Annotated in this window: 17 protein-coding genes and 1 pseudogene; 8 read left to right on the forward strand and 10 right to left on the reverse strand. The window is 71.5% G+C overall.

Features of this window, described 5'->3' with window-relative positions; genetic code table 11:
- From AC51EU_RS03935 to AC51EU_RS03955, 5 genes are all read right to left on the reverse strand, one after another.
- Positions 1–496: glycosyltransferase (locus AC51EU_RS03935; RefSeq protein WP_496265208.1), on the reverse strand; the 496-nt coding region annotated here is incomplete at its 3' end.
- Positions 493–1,284: a MerR family transcriptional regulator gene (locus tag AC51EU_RS03940; protein ID WP_496265209.1), complete on the reverse strand. Its 792-nt coding sequence runs from the start codon at positions 1,282–1,284 to the stop codon at positions 493–495. The genes AC51EU_RS03940 and AC51EU_RS03935, both read right to left, overlap by 4 nt.
- A complete protein-coding gene (locus AC51EU_RS03945; protein WP_496265210.1) occupies positions 1,281–1,706 on the reverse strand; it encodes a GntR family transcriptional regulator in 426 nt (141 codons plus the stop codon). Before AC51EU_RS03945 ends, AC51EU_RS03940 begins: the two co-directional genes overlap by 4 nt.
- A 136-nt stretch (positions 1,707–1,842) precedes the next feature.
- Positions 1,843–2,835: an ABC-2 membrane transporter-related protein gene (locus AC51EU_RS03950; protein WP_496265211.1), complete on the reverse strand. Its 993-nt coding sequence runs from the start codon at positions 2,833–2,835 to the stop codon at positions 1,843–1,845.
- Between the two features lie 50 nt (positions 2,836–2,885).
- Positions 2,886–3,812: an ABC transporter ATP-binding protein gene (locus AC51EU_RS03955; protein WP_496265212.1), complete on the reverse strand. Its 927-nt coding sequence runs from the start codon at positions 3,810–3,812 to the stop codon at positions 2,886–2,888.
- 321 nt (positions 3,813–4,133) lie between these two features.
- Between AC51EU_RS03955 and AC51EU_RS03960 the strand changes: the two genes are divergently transcribed.
- From AC51EU_RS03960 to AC51EU_RS03975, 4 genes and pseudogenes are all read left to right on the forward strand, one after another.
- Positions 4,134–5,963 (forward strand): CocE/NonD family hydrolase, encoded by a 1,830-nt coding sequence (locus AC51EU_RS03960; protein WP_496265213.1) that lies wholly within the window; start codon positions 4,134–4,136, stop codon positions 5,961–5,963.
- A 306-nt stretch (positions 5,964–6,269) separates the two neighbouring features.
- Positions 6,270–6,760: pseudogene (locus tag AC51EU_RS03965) on the forward strand (GNAT family N-acetyltransferase); the annotation flags it as partial.
- A 45-nt stretch (positions 6,761–6,805) separates the two neighbouring features.
- Positions 6,806–7,318, forward strand: coding sequence for a GNAT family N-acetyltransferase (locus AC51EU_RS03970; RefSeq protein WP_496265242.1), 513 nt, complete (start codon positions 6,806–6,808; stop codon positions 7,316–7,318).
- Between the two features lie 745 nt (positions 7,319–8,063).
- Complete coding sequence (locus AC51EU_RS03975; RefSeq protein WP_496265214.1) at positions 8,064–9,110, forward strand: hypothetical protein; 1,047 nt, start codon at positions 8,064–8,066, stop codon at positions 9,108–9,110.
- Positions 9,111–9,417: 307 nt separating this feature from the next.
- Here the strand turns inward: AC51EU_RS03975 and AC51EU_RS03980 are convergent, their stop codons facing one another.
- From AC51EU_RS03980 to AC51EU_RS03990, 3 genes are all read right to left on the reverse strand, one after another.
- Entirely contained in the window at positions 9,418–9,903 is a 486-nt protein-coding gene (locus AC51EU_RS03980) for a GNAT family N-acetyltransferase (RefSeq protein WP_496265215.1), read from the reverse strand.
- A gap of 242 nt (positions 9,904–10,145) precedes the next feature.
- Positions 10,146–10,283: a hypothetical protein gene (locus AC51EU_RS03985; protein WP_496265216.1), complete on the reverse strand. Its 138-nt coding sequence runs from the start codon at positions 10,281–10,283 to the stop codon at positions 10,146–10,148.
- Between the two features lie 283 nt (positions 10,284–10,566).
- The gene (locus AC51EU_RS03990) at positions 10,567–10,821 is read right to left on the reverse strand and encodes a hypothetical protein (RefSeq protein WP_496265217.1); all 255 of its coding nucleotides are present in this window, start codon (positions 10,819–10,821) and stop codon (positions 10,567–10,569) included.
- A gap of 378 nt (positions 10,822–11,199) precedes the next feature.
- Here AC51EU_RS03990 and AC51EU_RS03995 point away from each other — a divergent pair, with 378 nt between their 5' ends.
- Positions 11,200–11,997 (forward strand): exodeoxyribonuclease III, encoded by a 798-nt coding sequence (locus tag AC51EU_RS03995; protein ID WP_496265218.1) that lies wholly within the window; start codon positions 11,200–11,202, stop codon positions 11,995–11,997.
- A gap of 113 nt (positions 11,998–12,110) precedes the next feature.
- Here AC51EU_RS03995 and AC51EU_RS04000 read toward each other — a convergent pair whose 3' ends face one another.
- The gene (locus AC51EU_RS04000) at positions 12,111–12,920 is read right to left on the reverse strand and encodes a MerR family transcriptional regulator (RefSeq protein WP_496265219.1); all 810 of its coding nucleotides are present in this window, start codon (positions 12,918–12,920) and stop codon (positions 12,111–12,113) included.
- A 173-nt stretch (positions 12,921–13,093) separates the two neighbouring features.
- Between AC51EU_RS04000 and AC51EU_RS04005 the strand changes: the two genes are divergently transcribed.
- The 3 genes from AC51EU_RS04005 to AC51EU_RS04015 are packed head-to-tail and all read left to right on the forward strand — an operon-like array spanning position 13,094 to position 16,484.
- Positions 13,094–14,626, forward strand: a complete 1,533-nt coding sequence (locus tag AC51EU_RS04005) for a flavin-containing monooxygenase (RefSeq protein ID WP_496265220.1) — start codon at positions 13,094–13,096, stop codon at positions 14,624–14,626.
- Positions 14,623–15,597 carry an alpha/beta fold hydrolase gene (locus tag AC51EU_RS04010; protein WP_496265221.1) on the forward strand — a complete coding sequence of 325 codons (975 nt, stop codon included), beginning with the start codon at positions 14,623–14,625 and terminating at the stop codon, positions 15,595–15,597. Before AC51EU_RS04005 ends, AC51EU_RS04010 begins: the two co-directional genes overlap by 4 nt.
- Positions 15,594–16,484: an SDR family oxidoreductase gene (locus tag AC51EU_RS04015; RefSeq protein ID WP_496265222.1), complete on the forward strand. Its 891-nt coding sequence runs from the start codon at positions 15,594–15,596 to the stop codon at positions 16,482–16,484. The genes AC51EU_RS04010 and AC51EU_RS04015 overlap by 4 nt, the downstream gene beginning before the upstream one ends.
- A gap of 76 nt (positions 16,485–16,560) precedes the next feature.
- Here the strand turns inward: AC51EU_RS04015 and AC51EU_RS04020 are convergent, their stop codons facing one another.
- Complete coding sequence (locus AC51EU_RS04020; protein ID WP_496265243.1) at positions 16,561–19,887, reverse strand: S41 family peptidase; 3,327 nt, start codon at positions 19,885–19,887, stop codon at positions 16,561–16,563.
- Between the last annotated feature and the right edge of the window lie 190 nt (positions 19,888–20,077).

Raw genomic sequence — 20,077 nt, forward strand, 5'->3', positions numbered from 1 at the left:
CCGTGTAGAGCCGGTCGACGACGCGGAGCGAGAGCCGGCCGGCGAGGCGGTTGCCCGCCCGCCCCAGGGACCGGCCGCCGCTGACGACGGGCGCGAAGTCGCCGGTGGGCGCGGCGGGCTGGAGGGGCAGGTCGAGCGACGGGATGCCGTGGGCCTCGCACAGGTGCCGGCCGAGCGGGGCGGTGGTGGCGGAGAGCAGCAGCAGTTCGGTGTCCGGGGTCATCGCGTCGGCGAGCCCGCCCCCGAGTTCCCGGACGAACTCCGCGGCCCGGCGCATCAGGGCGCGGTTGCCCTGCGGCGCCTGTGCGCCGGGCCGTCCGGCGCGCGGATCGGCGGGCAGCGGACGGAACTCCAGGCCCGCGGCCTTGGCCAGCGGGGCGAAGGTGTCGTGCGTGGCCAGTGCGACATCGTGTCCGGCGGCCAGGAGGGCGGCGCCGACACCGGTGTAGGGGGCGACATCGCCGTACGAGCCGGCGGCCGTGATCAGGATCTTCATCGTTCCTCCGGGAGGGCGGGGGACTGGCGGACCGCGTTGGCGTGCACCGCCGTACGCAGATACGCGGCGAGGCCGGGACGTTGCTCCGGCGGCGGGACGAGGAGCGCGAAGGCCCGCGGATCGGCCGCGAAGTCGTCGGCGATACGGCCGTGCATGTCGGTGGGGCAGTCGGTGAACCAGCGGGTGAGATGCGCGCGGTGCTCCTCGGCGAGGTCCATCGCCGCCGTACCGTCCGCGGGCTCACCGGCGTCGAACGCGGCGAGCAGCCGCTGCCGCCACCGCGCCGCCTCGGCCATCAGCCGCGCCCAGTCCTCCTTGGAGTGGGTACCGGCCCGCGCCATCGCGCTTTGGTACCCCTCACTGTCGTGCCACTTGAGCTGGGCCTCGGTGGCGTAGCTGAGGTCGAAGGCGACCTCGCCGAACACCGCGAACCGTTCCTCCGGCGTCAGCCGCACCCCGGTCCGCTGCACCTCCATCGCCTGCTCGGCGACCTCGACGAGCCGCCGCAACCGGGTGATCTCCTCGGTGAGGCGGCGGTGCCGGGCCCGCAGATGGTCCAGGGGGTCGGCGTCCGGGTCGTCGAGGATGACGGCGATCTCGTCGAGCGGGAAGCCCAGCTCCCGGTAGAAGAGGATCTTCTGGAGCCTGGCGAGGTCGGTGTCGCTGTAGAGGCGGTAGCCGGCGGGGCTGCGGTCGCTGGGGGAGAGCAGTCCGGTCTTGTCGTAGTGGTGCAGGGTGCGCACCGTGACCCCCGCGAAGCCGGAGACCTGTCCGACCGAATAGCTCATCGCGGTGCCTTTCGCTGGGAGGACGGCGGCGCCACCGTGGTGCCGTGCGGGTAGCGCTCCTCCAGTACCGCGTTCAGCACCGCCTCGACGTCCTCCCGGGCCAGGCCCTGGCCGCGGGCCCGGTCCATCCATGCCCCCAGCTCCTCGCGCAGCCGCGCGTCGGCGTCGGAGCGGGGGCGGGCGAGGGTGCGGCTGACGAAGGTGCCCAGGCCCGGCCGCGGCTCGACCAGGCCCTCGCGTTCCAGCTCCCGGTACGCCTTGAGGGTGGTGTTCGGGTTGACCTTCGTCGTGGCGGCGACCTGCGCGGCCGTCGGCAGCCGGTCGCCCTCCACCAGGATGCCGAGCCGCAGGGCCTGCTGGACCTGGTGGACGATCTGGAGGTACGTGGCGACGCCGCTGCGCCGGTCGATGCGGAACTCCATGACGCTCACCGTCCTCCCGCCCCTGCCGTGTCCCGGCCCGCCGCTACCGGCTCGATGATCGGCCCGCCCGGCCCGGGTGTCAAAGCGCCGGCGGGCCGTGGTGTGCCGTCCGGGCAGGTCACGGCTCTGCCGTCACTCACAGGGGCCACCGGCGCACCCGCCACACCACGAATCCCAGCACCACCGCGGCCAGTGCCAGCAGGATCGCCGCACCCGTCCACTGCATTCCCGTCATCTGCCCGAAGTCGAAGTACTCGGTGACGTCGTTGACGATGCCCAGCTTCGCGCGGCAGGCGCCGGTCTCGTCGTCGGAGCAGGTATTGAGGCCGAACAGCGTGCCGTCGGCGGTGCTCCGCCAGGCGTCCACCTCCACGGCGCCCGCCGGTATCTCGGGGCCGCCGCTGTTGATCGGCGCGGTCGCGCGGCGCAGCGTGCCCAGCACCGGGAGGAGCTTGCTCCAGGCGAGGGCGCCGGCCGCCGCCGTCACCAGGGTCAGCCCCATCGTCGGCACGGTCCGACGGAGCAGCGTGCCCAGGGCCATGCCGAAGGACACGAGGAGCAGCGCCATGGCGACGGGCACGGGCCCGGTGGTGTCGAACGCGCCGCCCGTCAGCCAGTCACCGAAGAACGCCAGCTCATGGGCCGGTTCCCACAGCCACCGGAAGGTGACCGACAGCGCGGTGGTGCACACCAGCGTCACGGCCAGCGGCACGGCGAGCGCGGCGGCGATCCAGTGGCCGCGGCCGTACGACTGCGTGAGGGCCAGCCGGATCGTGCCCGACTCCCGCTCACCGGCGATCGCCGGGGCGCCGAGGAAGACCCCCAGCAGGACCGGTACGAACGCCAGGAGCCCGGCGTCGCCGTTGAACATGTCGCTGTAGCGGTCCTGGAACGTCATGCGGTTCCGGTTCGCGGCGTCCGAAGCGGCGCCGTGCGCGTCCAGGAACTCCATCAGCCCGATGCGCTGGTACGCGAAGACCGCGCAGGTCACCGCGGTGAGGGCCAGGCACAGCAGGATCGTCCCCCGGCTGCGCCGCCACATCACCCAGACCATGCCGCGGAACGGGCCGTGCCGCCCGGCCCCGGCGGCCTCCTGCCGCTTCCCGTCCGTCGTGACCGCCTCGTTCACCGCGCCCGCTCCACTCGTCGTTCCCTCCGTACCGGCCGCCACCGTCCCGCTCACGCCGCGGCCCCCCGCCCGTCGCCGTCCTCCGCCTCGTCCAGGACGAGCGTCGGCGCTTCGCGCGAGCGCAGATACGCCAGCAGGACCTCCTCCAGACCGGGGGACCGCACCTCCCAGCCGTCATCGAGCGGCCCGCCGCGCCGGACCAGGGTGGTGAACTGCCGCCCGCTCACCCGGGACTCGACGACGGTGTGCCGCCGCCGCAGCTCCTCCGGTACCCCGCCGTCCACGGCCAGCCCGGTGATCAGCGCGTGCTCGTCGACGATGTCGTCCGCCGGGCCCGCCATCCGCAGCCGGCCCTCGGCGAGGACGAGGAGGTGGTCGCACATCTCCTCCAGTTCGGCGAGGATGTGGGACGCCATCAGGACGGTGGTGCCGTTCTCGGCCGCCTCGGCCATCAGCAGCCCGGACAGCTCGTGCCGGGCCAGCGGGTCGAGGTCGGACATCGGCTCGTCGAGCAGCAGCAGTTCGGGCCGCTTGCCGAAGGCGAGCGCCAGGGCGACCCGGGTGCGCTGCCCGCCGGAGAGGGAGCCGATCCGCGCGGTGAGCGGGAAGTCTCCCGAGCGGATGATGCGGGTGGCCAGCGCGTCGTCCCAGCGCGGGTTCAGCTCGCGGCCCAGCCGCAGCGTCTCGGCCACCGTGAAGCGTGGGTAGAGCGGCTTGTCCTGCGCGAGGAACGCGACGTGCCGCAGCACGGCCGGGTCGCTCACCGGCACCCCGCACAGCCGCAGTTCGCCCTCCGTCGCCGTCGACAGCCGGGACGCGATGCCCAGCAGCGTGCTCTTGCCCGCCCCGTTCGGCCCGACGAGCGCGCAGACCCGCCCCGCCGGAAGCCGGAACGAACAGTCCCGCAACGCCCAGCCACGGCGGTACTTCTTCCCCAGGCCGACCGCCTCGATCGCCCACGGGCTCGGGTGACTCACCAGATCCCCCTATTAGCTAGTTCATTAGTGGAATGAGTATGGGGGTGGGGTGGGGGGCGGTGTCAACCGGGGGGCGGGGTGGGCCTTGGTAGGGCGGCCCCTGGTAGGGGGCGCGGTATGGGGGGCGGAGTCCGGCGGGCGGAAGGGCGCCGATGGGGCCACGAAGAGCGCCGGATTGAACCACGAGGAGCGCGCCGGTTGCCCGATGTCGTGGCGGGTTACGCCTATCGGGGAGTGTCGTGCGACGCCGGTGCCGAGGCCCGGCGCTTCAGTGGCAGGGTTACCCACGGTCGCGCATTCGTCACGGAAAGAGGTGCCCGTATGGCTACTGCTGGAGAACCGATCCCGCCGATCGCCGACGCGACACTCACCGATATCGCCGCCAACGGCATCTGGGGCCCCGGCCACACCGTCAACCCGTCCGTCGTCAACGTGTCCCGGGCCCTGCTCGCGGCCCTCCAGGGCGAACCGGGCGTCGAACTCCCCCCGGAGCTGAAGGAATTGGTGGCCGGCGTCCGGCAGCGCACCACGTTCGAGTCCCTCCGTATCGACGTGCCGGACACCGTCGGCCTGCCGGGCACCATCAGCCTCTCGGCGTACGCCATCAAACTGAACGACGGGGAGCCGCACCCGGTCGTGATCGTGCCCGCCAGCTGGAATCCGCTGGGCTGGCTGATCTTCCTGTACTCCTACCTCACCCTGGCGCGGCGGGGTTACCACGTCCTCGCCTACACCCCGCGCGGTCTCGGCTTCCCCAACCTGCCGTACACCTCCGAGGGGTTCATCGACGTCGCGGGCCCCAAGGACTGTGCCGACGGCCTGAAGGTCATCGACTTCGCGGAGCAGTACTTCGCCCCGTCCCGGATCGGCTTCCTCGGCGAGTCCTACGGCTCCGGGATCGGCCAGCTGGCCGCCGCGCACGACCAGGCCCACCGCCGCGTCTCCGCCGTCGTCGCGCTGAGCACCTGGGGCAACCTCGCCACCAGCCTCTACCACAACGGCACCCGGCACATCGAAGCCGTCCAGACGCTGATCGACCTCGCCGGCGGGCCGCTGGAGGACAAGTTCGACGAGGAGAACCAGCAACTCCTCAAGGACTTCCTCTGCGGCCGCAACCTCGACGCCGTGGTCGACTGGGGCACCAAGCGCTCCCCGCAGACCTACGTGGACCTCACCAACAAGCGCGGAGTCCCGACCTTCCTCTCGAACACCTGGCACGAGACCGTGTTCCCGCTCGGCTCGGTGGTCGACACGTTCAACCGGCTCACCGTGCCGAAGCGGCTGAACGTGTGGATCGGCGACCACGGCGCCCCCGAGGGCGCCGGCCTGGCCGGCCTGCCGGGCGGTGTCCCGTTCCCCGGGCTGTGGGCGCCGGTCCGGGAGGCGTACGAGTGGCTGGACCACTACCTGCTCGACAAGGACAACGGCGTGCCGGACCGGCCGGCGGTGAACATCCAGACCATGTTCACCTACCGGACCAGCCCCATCCCGGGCGGCACCCACCTGATCACCGTTCCGGCGCGCCGCGAGCCGCACGCGTCATGGGACGACGTCACCACCGGCGGCGAGCCCTGGTACCTCACGGGCGCCAACGGTTCCGGCGACGGCGCGCTGTCCGACAAGCCGGCCTCCGGATGGTCACGGGACTTCACCGCCGGCAGCCTGACCAAGGCCATCGCGGGCATCCTCCTGGACAGCGGGCAGGAGGAGTGGTTCGGCAACCCCAGGCCCTACGACCTGGCGGAGTTCGAACGCTCACACCTGCTGGTCTGGTCGACCGACCCGCTGACCGGCCAAGGGGACGTGGCCCGGCGCATCAGGGGCGCCGCCACCGTGCACCTGACCCTGCGCAGCAGCACGGACGCCGCCACCTTGGTGGCCTACCTGTACGACGTCCCCCCGGACGCCCCCGCGAGGATCATCACGCACGAGCCGTACACCGCCTCCGATCTGACCCCGAACGTCAACAGCACCATCAGCTGGCAGCTCCAGCCCACCGCCTACGACCTGCCGACCGGCCACCGTCTCGCCCTGGTCGTCAACAGCCGCGACCCGCTGTACTCGTTCGCGGGCGAGGACGGCAGCAGTGGTACCACCACCATCAGCTCACCGAACGGGAGTGAGGCCCGTCTGGAACTGCCCCTCGGCTGAGCGGCGCTGCGCGGCATCGTTCCGTTACGGCCGCCGCATCGAGTCGTCCAGGGGTTCCCTCACGGGGGGAGGGAACTCCCTGGGACCGGCACTCCGATCAGAAGACCGTTCACGTGCGCATTCGAAAATGTGTTGCCCCGGCCAGGGAACAGCTACTACCGTCGCGCCGGCGTGACAGACGCGTGAGCACAGGACAGGGGAGGTTGATGACCATGGCTGCCGTCGGCCCTCGTCAGCATGCCCTCGTCCGGCCCGCGCGATAGACAGGAGCGCGGCCCGGGTCGTTCCCACGACCAGGAGAAACACGTGTCTCCCTCTTCTTCGCCCCCGCACGGCGACCTGACCACCGAACGTCTCGTCCTCCGGCCCTGGCCACGAACGAGGCCACCGCGGTCCTCGATGGCAGCAGATTCCCGCACTGGGCGGACGACTTCCCCGCCGAAGGCGATCGTGTGATCGCCGGCCTCTTCGACCAACACCCCGCCTGGCTCGGCCCGTACGGCCACCGCTTGGTCATCGAGCGCGGAAGCGGCTCGGTGGTCGGCTCGATCGGCCTGTTCTGGCCGCCCGGCGACGGCGTCGTCGAGATCGGGTACGGCATCGTGCCCTCCCGCCGTGGCCGGGGCTACGCCTCCGAGGCGACCCGCGCCCTGGCGGCATTCGCCGTCACCGCGCCCGGCGTCCACACGGTGTCCGCCACCGTGGAACATGCGAACCCGTCCTCCACCCGCGTGCTGGAGAAGTCCGGCTTCCACCGGTGGGCCACCGAGGAGAGCACGACCCGGTTCCGGCTGACGGCCACCACACCCCGCACCTCACCCCGAAACGGACCTTCCTCAACCATGAGCACCACATGGATCACCCGCGCCGAGAACCACGACGACATCGCCGCCGTCCGCGAGATCAACCTCGCCGCCTTCCCCACCACGGAAGAGGCCGACCTCGTCGACGCCCTGCGCGCCGACCCGAGCGCCTGGCTCGACGGCCTCTCCCTCGTCGCCGAGGACGAGAACGGCCACCTCGTCGGCCACGCCCTGCTGACCCGCTGCCACATCGACGACGCCCCGGCCCTGTGCCTGGGCCCGGTCGCCGTCCGGCCCGAGTACCAACATCGCGGCGTCGGCTCCGCCGCCGTCCTGGCGGCCCTGGCGGCGGCCAAGGACGCGGGCGAGCGCCATGTCGTCGTCCTGGGCCACCCGGCCTACTACCCCCGGTTCGGCTTCACCCGCGCCTCCGCCCACGGCATCGGCCTGACCATCGACGTCCCGGACGAGGCCCTGATGGCCCTCGCTCTCAACGCCGACCACCCGCTGCCCGGCGGCACCGTCCACTACGCCGCCCCGTTCGGCATCTGACCGACCCCGCTGCGCGGGGACGCTCCCCGCGCAGCGGGACCACGACGGCAGGCGAGCCTCAGGACCGGACCGGTCGGGTTCTTGCTGCCGCGAACAGGGAAGGAGCTGGTCGTGGCAGCGGTGGTCGGTGCTCAATCGATACGTCGGCAGGCGTTAACGCTGTTGTGGCCGGAATTGGCCTAGCGCATTGGCCCGTTGGTCATCGTGAATATTCCTTGATTGTCATCTGCAGAGCGGATGTAATGCCTAATAGGGCAACCTTGGTATACGTGGCCGATCGCCACCGGTGGGTGCCGGTGATCAGAAGGTTGGCTCTCGTGCCCGCAAAGATCATTGCCGTGAAGGGGGATCACGTAATGACTTGGGGAACCACTCCCAACCCTCCCCACTCGAAAAGTGGAGGTGGCACCACTCGGATCGACAGCTCGGAGAAGTTGCGTCAGTCCGGTAACAGCTCCTTGGAACTCGCGGGCGAGCTGCACACCAAGGGGCGTGGCGCCAAGGATGAGACCGTGCACGCGGCTACGGCCCTCAAAGGTCCCAACTGGGACGGCAGGTTGGGCGCGGTCATGGTCCAGACGACGGGAACTTGGGACGAACAAGTCGCTGGACTCGTCAGGAATTTACGCGAGATACATGCCAAGTGTTCTGCCACCGCGGACAACTATGAGCGGTCGGAGCATGAGAACGCGGCCACTTTCAAGTCCGCGCCCAGGCCGACTCCCTTCGGATGAGGTGACGGCACATGGTGACGTATGAGCAGCTCTACCACCTCGATCTGAACGGTCTGAACAACGCCATCGAGGCATGGGAAACTCAGATCCATCACCTCGAAGCCCTCGACGAAGCATTCACGCGCGATGTCTCCAAAACGTTCCAACAGGCTGGCTGGCAAAGCACTGACCTAGCCTCGGTGATGGCAGCCCAGCAGATCGAGGAAGCCGATAAGGAGCTTACGGAAGCAGTCGCCGAGGCGAAGGGCGTTCGGGGTGTCCTGCGCGACGCCCACAGCAGGCTGAAGAAACGCAAGGCCGACCTCCACGAAATTGCCGATGGAGAGGCACCGGGGCGAGGGCTGGTGGTCAGTGGTACCGGCCGTGTCGAGGCCCGCAACGACATCACCAAGGACCTACCGAACCAGGGCGACCCCGATAACGAAGAACTCCGCGCTCTGCAGAGAGCGAAGATCGAGGACTTCACCGGCAGGATCAAAAAGATCCTCGACGACGCGGACGAAACGGACGAGCTCGCCTCTCAGGCGCTCCAACGCAACACTGCGGGAAGAGCGGAGGGCGGATTCAACGGCAAGGTCTACACGTCGATCAACTCGTACAAGAGAGCCTCTCAAAAGCCTTCCAGCGTCGGCGTGCACACGCTGGGTGCCGAGCCCTGGGGCAGTGGCACCGTCAAACCCGTGGCGGAGTTCTTCAGCTACAAGTCATGGATCAACGCCGGAGATTCTGCACTGCATGGCAGATGGGGGGAAGCCTGGAACTACTTCGTAGGTGGCACCCCGCCGAATGCTCTCGCTGGGATGGCGCAAGCGACAGGACAGAAGCTGGGTGCGGGTGGTGGATCTGCAGTGAACAAGATCGGCAGTGGGATCCTCAAGGGGGCCGGGAAAGTGTTCGGCGTGCCCGTTGCCATCGCCGCGACGGGCATCGACTATGCCTACACGCCTGAAGCCGACCCGGAGAAGAAAGAGAAGCAGAGCCTGAACGTAGCGCCGGATCAGTTTAACCGGGAGTATGGGAAGGGGAAGACCCGTGGAGGGGACGGACCGGTCGCGTAGACCTCGGAGCAAGGGGATTGCTCTCCTGCGGGATCTCAATGGGCTGCTTGGCTCTTTCCTGAACCTTAGAGCGTTTCCGGTGATCCTCTTTGGCTGTCTGGCTGCCTTCGCGGGCCTGGTGGGATTCGTTCTTGGCCTTGTGGAGGGGCGAGGGTTGCTGAGTCTCCTCGGGAGCCTTGTACTGGGCGCCGTCGGGACGGTCCTGTTGATGGCGTCCGTTCTGGAGTACTCGAAAAAATAAGCCCTTCCGCTTCCAGGGACCGGTCGGGTGCCCCGACTGCGCGGGGCGCTATCGGAAGGCGCTCCCTCACCTCCGCAGTGTTTTCACCATGCAGCGGCTGTCGTCGTACGTCCGGTAGTGGCCGAACTTGTCCGTCTCGTCGAGCATGCGGTAGCCGCACGAGGTGTAGAGGGAGATCGCCTCGGGTTGTTCGGTGCCGGTTTCGAGGACCATGCGGGTGCGGCCCGCGGCGTGGGCGTCCGTCTCCAGGGCCGACAGGATGCGGCGGGCCAGGCCCCGGCCGCGGGCCTCGGGGACCACGAACATGCGCTTGATCTCGGCGTCGCCGAGCGCGTAGCCGGTGGTGAGGTCCTCCTGGAGGCGCCAGCCACCGGTGGCGAGCGGGACACCGTTCTCGTAGGCGAGCAGGTAGGTGCCGCGAGGCGGGACGAACATCTCCGGGTCGAGCGGTGTGACGTCGGTCTCCCCGTAGCGTCGTACGTACTCCTGCTGGACCAGCGCGTCGAGCCTGGTCGCGTCGGGATCGTCGTAGCGGACGGGGCGTATCTCCATTCGGGGAATCGTACGGGGGAAGGGGAACGGGGTGCGAGGACGTATCGGGTGCCATGCCCCGATACGTGGTGCCGCCGGGCTTGCGGCTGCCGCGTTCCCCGGGCGATAGGGGGCCGTCCCCGCTGCGGGGTGCTGTTGGACGAGCGCAGCGGGGACGGCTCAGGGTGGTGACCGTCAGTGCACCACCCGGTTCCCGCCCCGGACGCGGGGGGCTGTCGCGCCGGGGTGGGAGGACTGTGCTGTCAGGAGCGGAGGGTGCCGGTGGCCAGCAGGAGGGCCACGGTCATGGCGCCGCCCCAGGAGAAGAAGACGAAGACGGCGCCCCAGAAGAGGCCGTCGTACGAGAACCGGAGGCGTCGGCGTCGGCGGATTTTGGGCATCCCCATTTCCCCGATCCGGTCGCGGTCCGGTAGTCGGACTTCTTCTTCTCGGCCTTCACCTTGTCGGAGAGGTCGGCGGTGCTTCCTTTTTCCTTACCGGTCTTCTCTTTTGCCATTGCGGGGCCTCACACGGGTTCGCCGGCTCTTTCTTGTCGCCCCCGATGCGGCCGCCCGGCCGGTGGTCCACAGCGCCCGCCGGACGGCCCGCCCTCCCACGCCATTTCGGGGAGGGCGCCTCACGGCCGGGATTTCGATCGGCCGGCCGTGAGGAGACCGAAGGTGGTTACTCGTCGCGTCGTTCGGCGAACTCGCGTAGTACGGCGGCGAGTTTCCGCGTCGTGGGGATGTTGCACCGGCTGAGATCCACCAGTGCGATCTCCCGCCCGGCGATCTCTCCGACGGAGACGCCGAGGGACGGCAGCGTGATGCCAACGCCTTTGAGGGCGGCGGCCAGTTCGCTGCGGGCCTCCTCGGCCTCCCCTTCGTCGTGCCGGTACACGGCCTGTGATCCGGCGGCCTGCGATTCGTACGTCAACATGACTGGCCCCATCCCCCGTAGAGATGAGGTGGCGCCGCCCGGCCGGCCAGAACGCGAGCGCTCCGGCCGGGCGGCCCCCTACCTCTCTCTGCGGAGGTAGGGGCCTCGCCGCCGGGCTTCCCGGAACTCCGCGACGAGGGGGCGTGAGGGCAGCGGAGACGTCCGGGGCGCTCGGCCGGGCCGGAGGCGCGTGGCAGGTCGGCCGCCCGGAGCCGGCGATGTGAGATCGGCCTCTCCGTCGCGCCGCACGTACGCGGGCGGGATCAGTGCGTCACTCCTGGTCGCGCCGAGAACACCGGGCGGACGGGCCGCGCCCCTCGGTCCGCCCGCTGCGCGAGGCCGGAGGAGCGCGCTCCGTTTGATGGGTATCGTGCCGGAATGCTCACCGTGACCACCGTGAATGTGAATGGACTGCGTGCCGCGGCCAAGAAGGGGTTTCTGCCGTGGCTGGCGGAGACCGAGGCGGATGTGTTGTGCCTCCAGGAGGTGCGGGCCGAGCCGGAGCAGTTGCCGGGGGAAGTTCGTGAGCCCGAGGGGTGGCATGTGGTGCACGCTCCGGCGGCCGCGAAGGGGCGTGCGGGGGTGTCGCTCTACACCCGGCGCGAGCCCGACCGCGTCCAGGTGGGATTCGGGTCGGAGGAGTTCGACGGGAGCGGGCGGTACGCCGAAGTCGATCTTCCTGGGGTGACCGTCGCCAGCCTCTACCTGCCGTCCGGCGAGGTCGGTACGGAGCGGCAGGACGAGAAGGAACGCTTCATGGCCGAGTTCCTGCCGTATCTGGCGGGGCTGCGGGAGCGGGCCGCGGCGGACGGGCGCGAGGTGCTGGTGTGCGGCGACTGGAACATCGCGCACCAGGAGGCCGACCTGAAGAACTGGAAGGCCAACCGGAAGAAGGCCGGGTTCCTGCCGGAGGAACGCGCCTGGTTCACCCAGGTCCTGGACGAGGCCCGGTACGTGGACGTCGTCCGCGCCCTGCACCCGGACGTGGACGGGCCGTACTCCTGGTGGTCGTACCGGGGGCGGGCCTTTGACACCGACGCGGGCTGGCGCATCGACTACCACCTCGCGACGGAGGGGCTGGCCGGGCGGGCGGTGAAGGCGTTCGTGGAGCGGGCGGAGAGCTACGACCGGCGGTGGAGCGATCATGCGCCGGTGACGGTGGCGTACGACCTGTAGGAGCCGGGCCCGCCGGGAGGCGGAGAGGCGCGCCGAGGGGTGGAGGGGGCGGAGAGGGCGGTTTCAGCCGTCCTTCTCCGCCCCTTCTTCCTTGCCGGGCCGGAGGGGCGGTTTCAGTTGTCCCTCCCCGCCCCTTCGTCCCTCCCCGCCCCTTCTTCCTTGCCGGGCCGGGCGCCCAAGGCGGCGCGGATGCGGCGGTCCATGGCGAGGGAGAGTTCGGCGTCGACGATGCCCTTGGCGAGTGGGCGGAGCTTTTCGACGGAGTCGGAGAGGTCGGCGAGTTCGGTGGGGGAGAGGGGGCGGCCGGAGGTGACGCGGTCGAGGGGGCCGGACAGGACATGGGTGGTGATGACGTTGATGAAGAGGTCGGCGAGGGCGTCGACATGGGAGCGGACCTCGCGTCCTGCGCGCAGGACGGTGGCCAGCGGGACACCGCGGGCGACGAGTTCGGCGGAGGCGTCGAGCAGCCGGCGGCTGATGTGGACGAACTCCTCGCCGTCCACCGCGAGATAGCCGATGTCGAGGGAGGCGGCGAGGTTCTCGGCGGTGATGTCGTCCTTGAAGTGGTCGGCCAGCTCCTCCGGGGCGAGACGGACGGGGGTCTCCTCGGACCAGGGGGAGGCGAAGGACGGGTCCAGGCCGAGGAGTTCGCCGACATCGCGACCGCTGTCGAAGGCGGCGAGGAGTTCGGCGATGCCGCCGAGGGTGTGGCCGCGTTCCAGGAGGGCCGCGATGGTGCGGAGCCGGGCGAGGTGGTGCTCGTTGTACCAGGCGATCCTGCCCTCGCGGCGGGGCGCGGGCAGGAGCTTGCGTTCGCGGTAGAAGCGCAGGGTACGGACGGTGATGCCGGCCTTCTCGGCCAGTTCGGCCGTCCGGAACTCGCCTTGCGTGCGCTTCTCGTGCGGGGTCTCGTTCGCTGCCACCCGTTCACCCTATGCGGGTGGTGTCCGGCGGCTGCGGGGGCGACCGGCGGCCGTGGGTGCGACCGGCGGTAACTTCCCGTCGTACAACCCCTACCGCTCGGTACGGGACTGCTCTACGCTCCCACCATGCCAGTGATTGCTGGCGCGATCGAGGCGGACTCGGGAGGCGAGGCATGGCCGGGCGCGAACGGGAACACGTACGGGTGGCGGTGATCGGATCGGGCTTCGGTGGCCTGGGCGCGGCGGTACGGCTGCGCCGCGAGGGGATCACCGACTTCGTGGTACTGGAGAGGGCCGGAGCGGTCGGCGGGACCTGGCGGGACAACACCTACCCGGGGTGCGCCTGTGACGTCCCCTCGCACCTGTACTCGTTCTCCTTCGCCCCCAACCCCCGCTGGCCGCGCAACTTCTCCGGCCAGCCGCACATCCGCGCCTACCTGGAGCACCTCACCGACACCTTCGGGCTCCGCCCGCACCTGCGCTTCCACGCCGAGGTTCTCAACCTGCGGTGGAACACCGAGCAGTTGCACTGGGAGATCGAGACCGCCTCCGGCGCGCTCACCGCCGATGTCGTCGTCTCCGCGACCGGACCGCTCTCGGACCCCAAGACCCCCGACGTCCCGGGCATCGGCACCTTCCCCGGCGAGATCTTCCACTCCGCCCGCTGGGACCATGACTACGACCTGCGCGGCAAGCGTGTCGCGATGATCGGCACCGGCGCCTCCGCGATCCAGATCGTCCCCGAGATCCAGCCCCTGACCGCACGCCTCACCGTCTTCCAGCGCACCCCCGCCTGGGTACTGCCGCGCGCCGACCGGCAGATCACCGCCGCCGAACGCTGGCTGCACGACAAGGTCCCCGCCACCCGCGCCGCCCGCCGCGCCCTGCTGTGGGGCGTCCGAGAACTCCAGGTCAGCGCCTTCACCAAGCGGCCCGACCAACTGGGCCTGGTCGAGACGCTGGCCAAACGCCATCTGCGGCGCGCGGTCGAGGACCCGGAGCTGCGGGCCAAGCTCACTCCCGACTACCGCATCGGGTGCAAGCGCATCCTGCTCTCCAACACCTACTATCCGGCGCTGGCCCGCCCCAACGTGGACGTGGTCCCCGCAGGGCTGAGCGAGGTGCGGGGAAATGTGCTGATCGGGGCGGACGGGAGCGAGACGGAGGCGGACGCCATCGTCTTCGGGACCGGGTTCCGGGTGACGGACCTGCCGATCGCCCACCGGGTGACGGGCGCGCACGGCACCACCCTGGCCGAGGAGTGGAAGGACGGTATGGAGGCGCTGCGCGGCGCCACCGCGGCCGGCTTCCCCAACTTCCTCACCCTCATCGGCCCCAACACCGGTCTCGGGAACAGTTCCATGGTCCTGATGATCGAGGCCCAACTCAACTATCTTGCCGACTACCTGCGCCAACTCGACATCCTCGGCGACCGCACCGCGCTCAGCGCCCGCCCCTCCGCCGTACGGTCCTGGAACCGCTTCGTCCAGCAGCGGATGGGCCGCACGGTGTGGGCCACCGGCTGCAACAGCTGGTACCTCGACGCCAACGGCCGCAACACCACGGCCTGGCCCGGCAGCACAGCCGAGTTCAAACGGCTCACCCGCCGCGTCGACCTCGCCGAGTACGAGGTGCTGCGGCCCGCCGGCACCCCCCGCCCCCACGTACGGCACGACGACCCGACGACCACGGAGGTGGCCGCATGAGCAGGCCCGGACACGTCACCACCGGGCGGTACGCGCCCCCGGCGCCCCGCCGCACCCTGACCGTCGTCTCCACCGACGGCGCCCCGCTGCACACCGAGATCCACGGCCCCGAGGACGCCCCCGCCGTCGTCCTGGTGCACGGCTGGACCTGCTCCACCGCCTTCTGGGCCCCGGTCGTCCGCGACCTCGCCGCCGACCACAAGGTGATCACCTACGATCTGCGCGGCCACGGCCGCACCCCCGCCGTCGGCCCGGACGGTTACGGCACCCGCGCCCTCGCCGACGACCTCGTCGCCGTCCTGGAGGCCACCCTGGAGCCCGGCGAACGCGCCGTCGTCGGCGGCCACTCCATGGGCGGCATGACGATCATGGCGGCCGCCGAACGACCCGCCCTGCGCGCCCGCGCCGCCGCCGCCCTGCTGTGCAGCACCGGCGCCGCCGAACTGCCCGCCGAGGCACGGGTGATCCCGGTACCCGGCCGCCGCGCCCGCCACCTCGCCCACACCCTGATGCTCACCACACGCGTCCCGCTGGGCCCCGTCACCGCACTCGGTAAGAAGATCACGCGCTATGTGACGATGGGCCCCGGCGCCACCGCCGAACAGATCGAGGCCGGCACCCGGATCGTCTACGCCTGCCGGCCCGGCGTCCGCTCCCGCTGGGGCCGGGTCCTGGCCGGCCTCCAGGAGATCCGCGGCGCCTCCCGCCTCGACCTGCCGACGGTGGTCGTCGCGGGCACCGCCGACCGGCTCACCCCCTGGGCGCACGCCCGGCGCATCGCGTCCGTCCTGCCCGACTGCCGGGGGCTGACCGTCCTGCCGGGCGTGGGGCACATGACGCCCCTGGAGGTCCCCGACGTGATCATCACCGGGCTGCGGGACCTCGTCACCGCCCACCTCACCGGCGCGACGGCACCGGCCGTCCCCGCGCACGACACCACCACCCGGCGCAAGAAGGAGAAGGCGGCATGAGCGGACGCGGAGGCACGGACCTGCGGGGACAGGTCGTCGTCGTCACCGGCGCGGCACGCGGCGTGGGCGCGCTGCTCGCCCGCAAACTGTCGGCGCGCGGCGCCACCCTCGCCCTCGTCGGCCTGGAACCGGACGCGCTGCGCGACGTGGCCGCCTCCCTCCACGGCCCCGCGCACCACTGGCACGCCGATGTCACCGACCACACGGCGATGGCCCAGGTCGCCGACGAGGTCACGGCGCGCTTCGGGAAGACCGACGTGGTGGTCGCCAACGCCGGGGTCGCCACCGGCGGACCGTTCGCCGGCTCCGACCCCGACGCCTGGCGGCGGGTCATCGAGGTCAACCTCATCGGCAGCGCCGTCACCGGCCGCGCCTTCCTGCCCGCCCTGACGACCTCCCGCGGCTACTTCCTCCAGATCGCCTCCCTGGCGGCGCTCACCCCGGCCCCGCTGATGAGCGCGTACTGCGCCTCCAAGTCGGGGGTCGAGGCGTTCGCGCACAGCCTGCGCGCCGAGGTCGGCCACAAGGGCGTACGCGTCGGCGTCGGCTACCTCAGCTGGACCGACACCGACATGGTGCGCGGCGCCGACCAGGACGACGTGATGCGCGAACTGCGCTCCCGGCTGCCCTGGCCGTCGAACAAGACCTATCCCCTGGGCCCCGCCGTCGAACGGATCGTCACGGGCATCGAACGCCGCGCCCCCCACGTCTACGGCCAGTGGTGGCTGCGCGGCATGCAGTCCGTCCGCGGCTACCTCCCCTCGCTCATCGGGACGGTGGGCCAGCGCGAGATGCGACGCCTCGGCGGCCGCCTCGACGGCCGGCGGGTCGGCCTGGTCGGCGCGGGCGGCGCGGCCGACGAAGAGGCGCGCGCCACCCGCCGGTAGCAGCGCGGGGCGCGCGTCCGGCCGCGCACACCGGCGCGCGCCCCGCGCATTCGGACCGCGTCACGCCTGGCGCGTCTCACTCCCCTCGCGGCGGAAGCCCCGGCCGTCGCCGGTCCGGGACGTCCGACAGGTCGGGGGGGACGGCGGCCGGGTGGCGGTCGAGGAGGTCGAGGGCGGTGCGGACGGCGAGGCCGAGTTGGGGGTAGCGGCCCTCGGCCCAGTCGAGGGGGGTCCGGGGCATCTCCAGGTCGGGGACGACGCCGTGGTTCTCGATGTCCCAGCCGTATAGGGGGAACCACGCGGCGTTCATCGGCACGGTGATCATGGTGCCGTCGCCGAGCCGGTGCCGTCCGGTCATGCCGACCACGCCGCCCCAGGTCCGCATGCCGACCACCGGGCCGATGCCCAGCAGTTTGAACGCGGCGGTGATCATGTCGCCGTCCGACGAGGTCATCTCGTCGGCCACCGCGACCACCGGGCCGCGTGGGGCGTTGCTGGTGTACGAGACGGGCTGGGCGTCGCGGGTGAGGTCCCAGCCCATGATCGTCCGGGTGAGTTTCTCGATGACCAGCTCGGAGATGTTGCCGCCCGCGTTGCCCCGTACGTCCACGATCAGTGCGGGCCGTGAGACCTCCATCCGCACATCGCGGTTGAACTGCGCCCATCCGGAGCCGCCCATGTCCGGGATGTGCAGATAGCCGCACCGGCCGCCGCTCAACTCCCGTACGACCTCACGGCGTTTGGCGACCCAGTCCTGGTAGCGCAGCGGCCGCTCGTCGACCAGGGGCACGACCGCGACCCGCCGCGTCGGGCCCTCCGCCGCGCCCTCGCCGGCGGGCTGCCGGAAGGTCAGTTCCACGGTGGTGCCGCCGGCCGCGGACAGCAGCGGGTACGGGCCGCTCACCGGGTCCACCGGCCGGCCGTCCACATGGGTGAGGACCGCGCCCTCCCGGATGCCGGTCCCGGCCAGCGGGGAGCGCGCCCGCGAGTCCGAGGAGTCGCCGGGCAGGATGCGCTGGACCGTCCACCCGTCGTCGCGCCGTGCGAAGTTGGCGCCGAGCAGGCCGATGGCGCGCTGGTAGTGCGGCGGGCCCTCGTTGCGCCGGGCGCCGGTGACATACGCGTGCGAGGTTCCCAGCTCGCCCAGTACCTCGCGCAGCAGGTCGGCGAACTCGTCGGGGGAGGCGACCCGTTCGACGAGCGGGCGGTACTGCGCCAGTACCTCGTCCCAGTCGATCCCGCACATCCGCGGCTCCCAGAAGTACGCGCGGATGATCCGGCCCGCCTCCTCGTACGCCTGCCGCCACTCCGCCCCCGGGTCCACCTCGTGCAGGATGCGCCGGGTGTCCAGGTACACGGTGGTGTCCGGGTCCGCCGGCTCGGTCGCGGGGACGGCCCGCAGATCGCCCCCGTCGTTGACGACCAGACGGGTGCCGTCGCCGGACAGCGCGAAGGCGTCGAGGGCGCTGGTGAGTTCGGTGCGCCGGGCCTTGACCAGGTCGAAGTGTTCGAGGGTGGGGCGGCCGGTGGTGTCGGCCGGGTTGGCGAAGGTCTCCCCGAGCGCGCCGGAGATCGGCCAGCGCAGCCAGACCAGTCCGCCGCCGCTGACCGGGCGCAGTGAGGAGTACTTGGAGGCGGACACCGGGAACGGCGTCACCCGCTCCGCCAGCCCCTCCACCTCCACCAGCACCGGCCCCTCCACGGGCGGCGGGTTCTCCACCGGGTCCAGACCGCCCGCCGCCGGCCGCCCCTCCGGGGACAGTGCGAAGGGCGACGGTGTCGCCGACGACAGCGGGACGAGGTACGGGCGGCAGCCCAGCGGGAACGACAGGTCACCGGTGTGCACGTCGTAGACCGGGTCGAAGCCGCGCCAGGACAGGAACGCCAGATAACGGCCGTCGCGGGTGAACACCGGCTGCTCGTCCTCGAACCGGCCGTTGGTGACGTCCACGACGGTGTGGTCGGTCAGCCGCGCCATCCGGATCTGCCGCAGCGACCGGCCGATGCCCGGCTGCGACCAGGTCAGCCATCCCGAGTCGGGGGAGAACGCGAGGTCGCGCACCGGGCCGTTGAGCGAGCGGATCAACTCCGTCACCTCCGTGCCCGCCTCCCCGGGCGCGCCCGCCGTCTCCTCCTCGGACAGCCCGGTGTCCACCAGCAGCAGCCGCCCGTCGTTCGACGCGACCGCGAGCCGCCCGCCGTCCGGCGCCGCCGCCAGCTCGTGGACCCGGCCGAGTGCCCCCACCGCGACCCGGCGCGGCGCGCTCGGGCCGCCCGCCCGCGGCAGATCGGCGATCTCGACGCAGTCCTCGCCCTCCGCGTCGGTGACGTAGGCGATCCTCCCGGACGCCCCCAGCATCCGCGGCAGCCGCACCCGCACCCCGGGGACGTCGTGGAGGGTGCGTGCGGGGCCGTCGCGGTGGGTGAGCCAGTAGAGGCTGCCGCGTACGCCGACGGCGCTGGCCCGCCCGGTGGTGTCCACCGCGAGCGAGGTGAGGTGCCCGCCCGCGGGCACCTGGTACGTACGGCGCCCGGCGCGCGGCCCGCCCAGCCGTACGGCCAGCTTGCGGGGTACCGCGTCGGCCGCGAGGTCGTCGATCAGCCAGAGGTCGCCCGCGCACTGGTAGACGATCCGGGAGCCGTCGGTGGAGGCGTGCCGGGCGTAGAAGTCGGCGTGGTCGGTGTGGCGGCGCAGGTCGGTGCTGTCGGGGAGGCAGGAGTAGACGTTGGCGACGCCCTCGTGGTCGGAGAGGAACGCGATCCGCCCGCCGACGAACATCACCGCGTCCAGATGCCCGTACAGCTCCGGCACCAGACGCGTGCCGTGCAGCCACATCCGTCCCATCGCGCCGCCCCGGTACCGCTTCCACGAGGCGGGCTCGTGCGGGGGCTTGCCGGTCAGCAGCAGGGTGCGGTGCTGCCCGTCCACCGTGCCGACCGCGATGTCCGAGACGGGGCCCCAGGGCAGCCGGCGGCCGGGACTGCCGTCGGTCGGCAGGGAGTAGGCCCAGGAGAAGTACGAGAAGGGCTGGCCGTGCGAGGCGACGGCCAGGATCTGGGAGACCCCGTCCTCGTCGGGCGGCGTCCAGCCGCACACCCGGGCGTCCGTACTGCCCCAGTACGTCAGCCGCCGGGCCGGACCGCCGTCCACCGGCGCCAGATGGACCTCCGGGTCGAGGCTGCGCCAAGTGGTGAAGGCGATGTACCGGCCGTCGGGGGAGAAACGGGGGTGGCCGACACGGGTGCGGTCGACCGTCAGCCGCCAGGCGCGGTCCGGCTCCTTGCCCGCCGGGGGGATCGGGGCGACCCACAGATCGTCCTCGGCGGCGAAGCAGACGGTGTCCCCGTGGAGGTGGGGGTAGCGCAGGTACGAGCCCGGGGGCCGTTCCCGCGCGGTGGGCATCCGGCGCAGCCGTCCGCGGGGCGCGACGGTCTGCGGCTGCGGTCCGACGGTCTCGCGTGCGTCGCTCACCCACCCATCGTTTCGGCACCACCCGGGGGCGGCAACTCGGCCGGGACACCACCACCGCCCCGTATCGAACATCTCTTCGGTGCGGGGTTCCGGATCGCTGTGACGAACACCACGGACCGCC

It is taken from the genome of Candidatus Streptomyces philanthi (assembly GCF_059553635.1).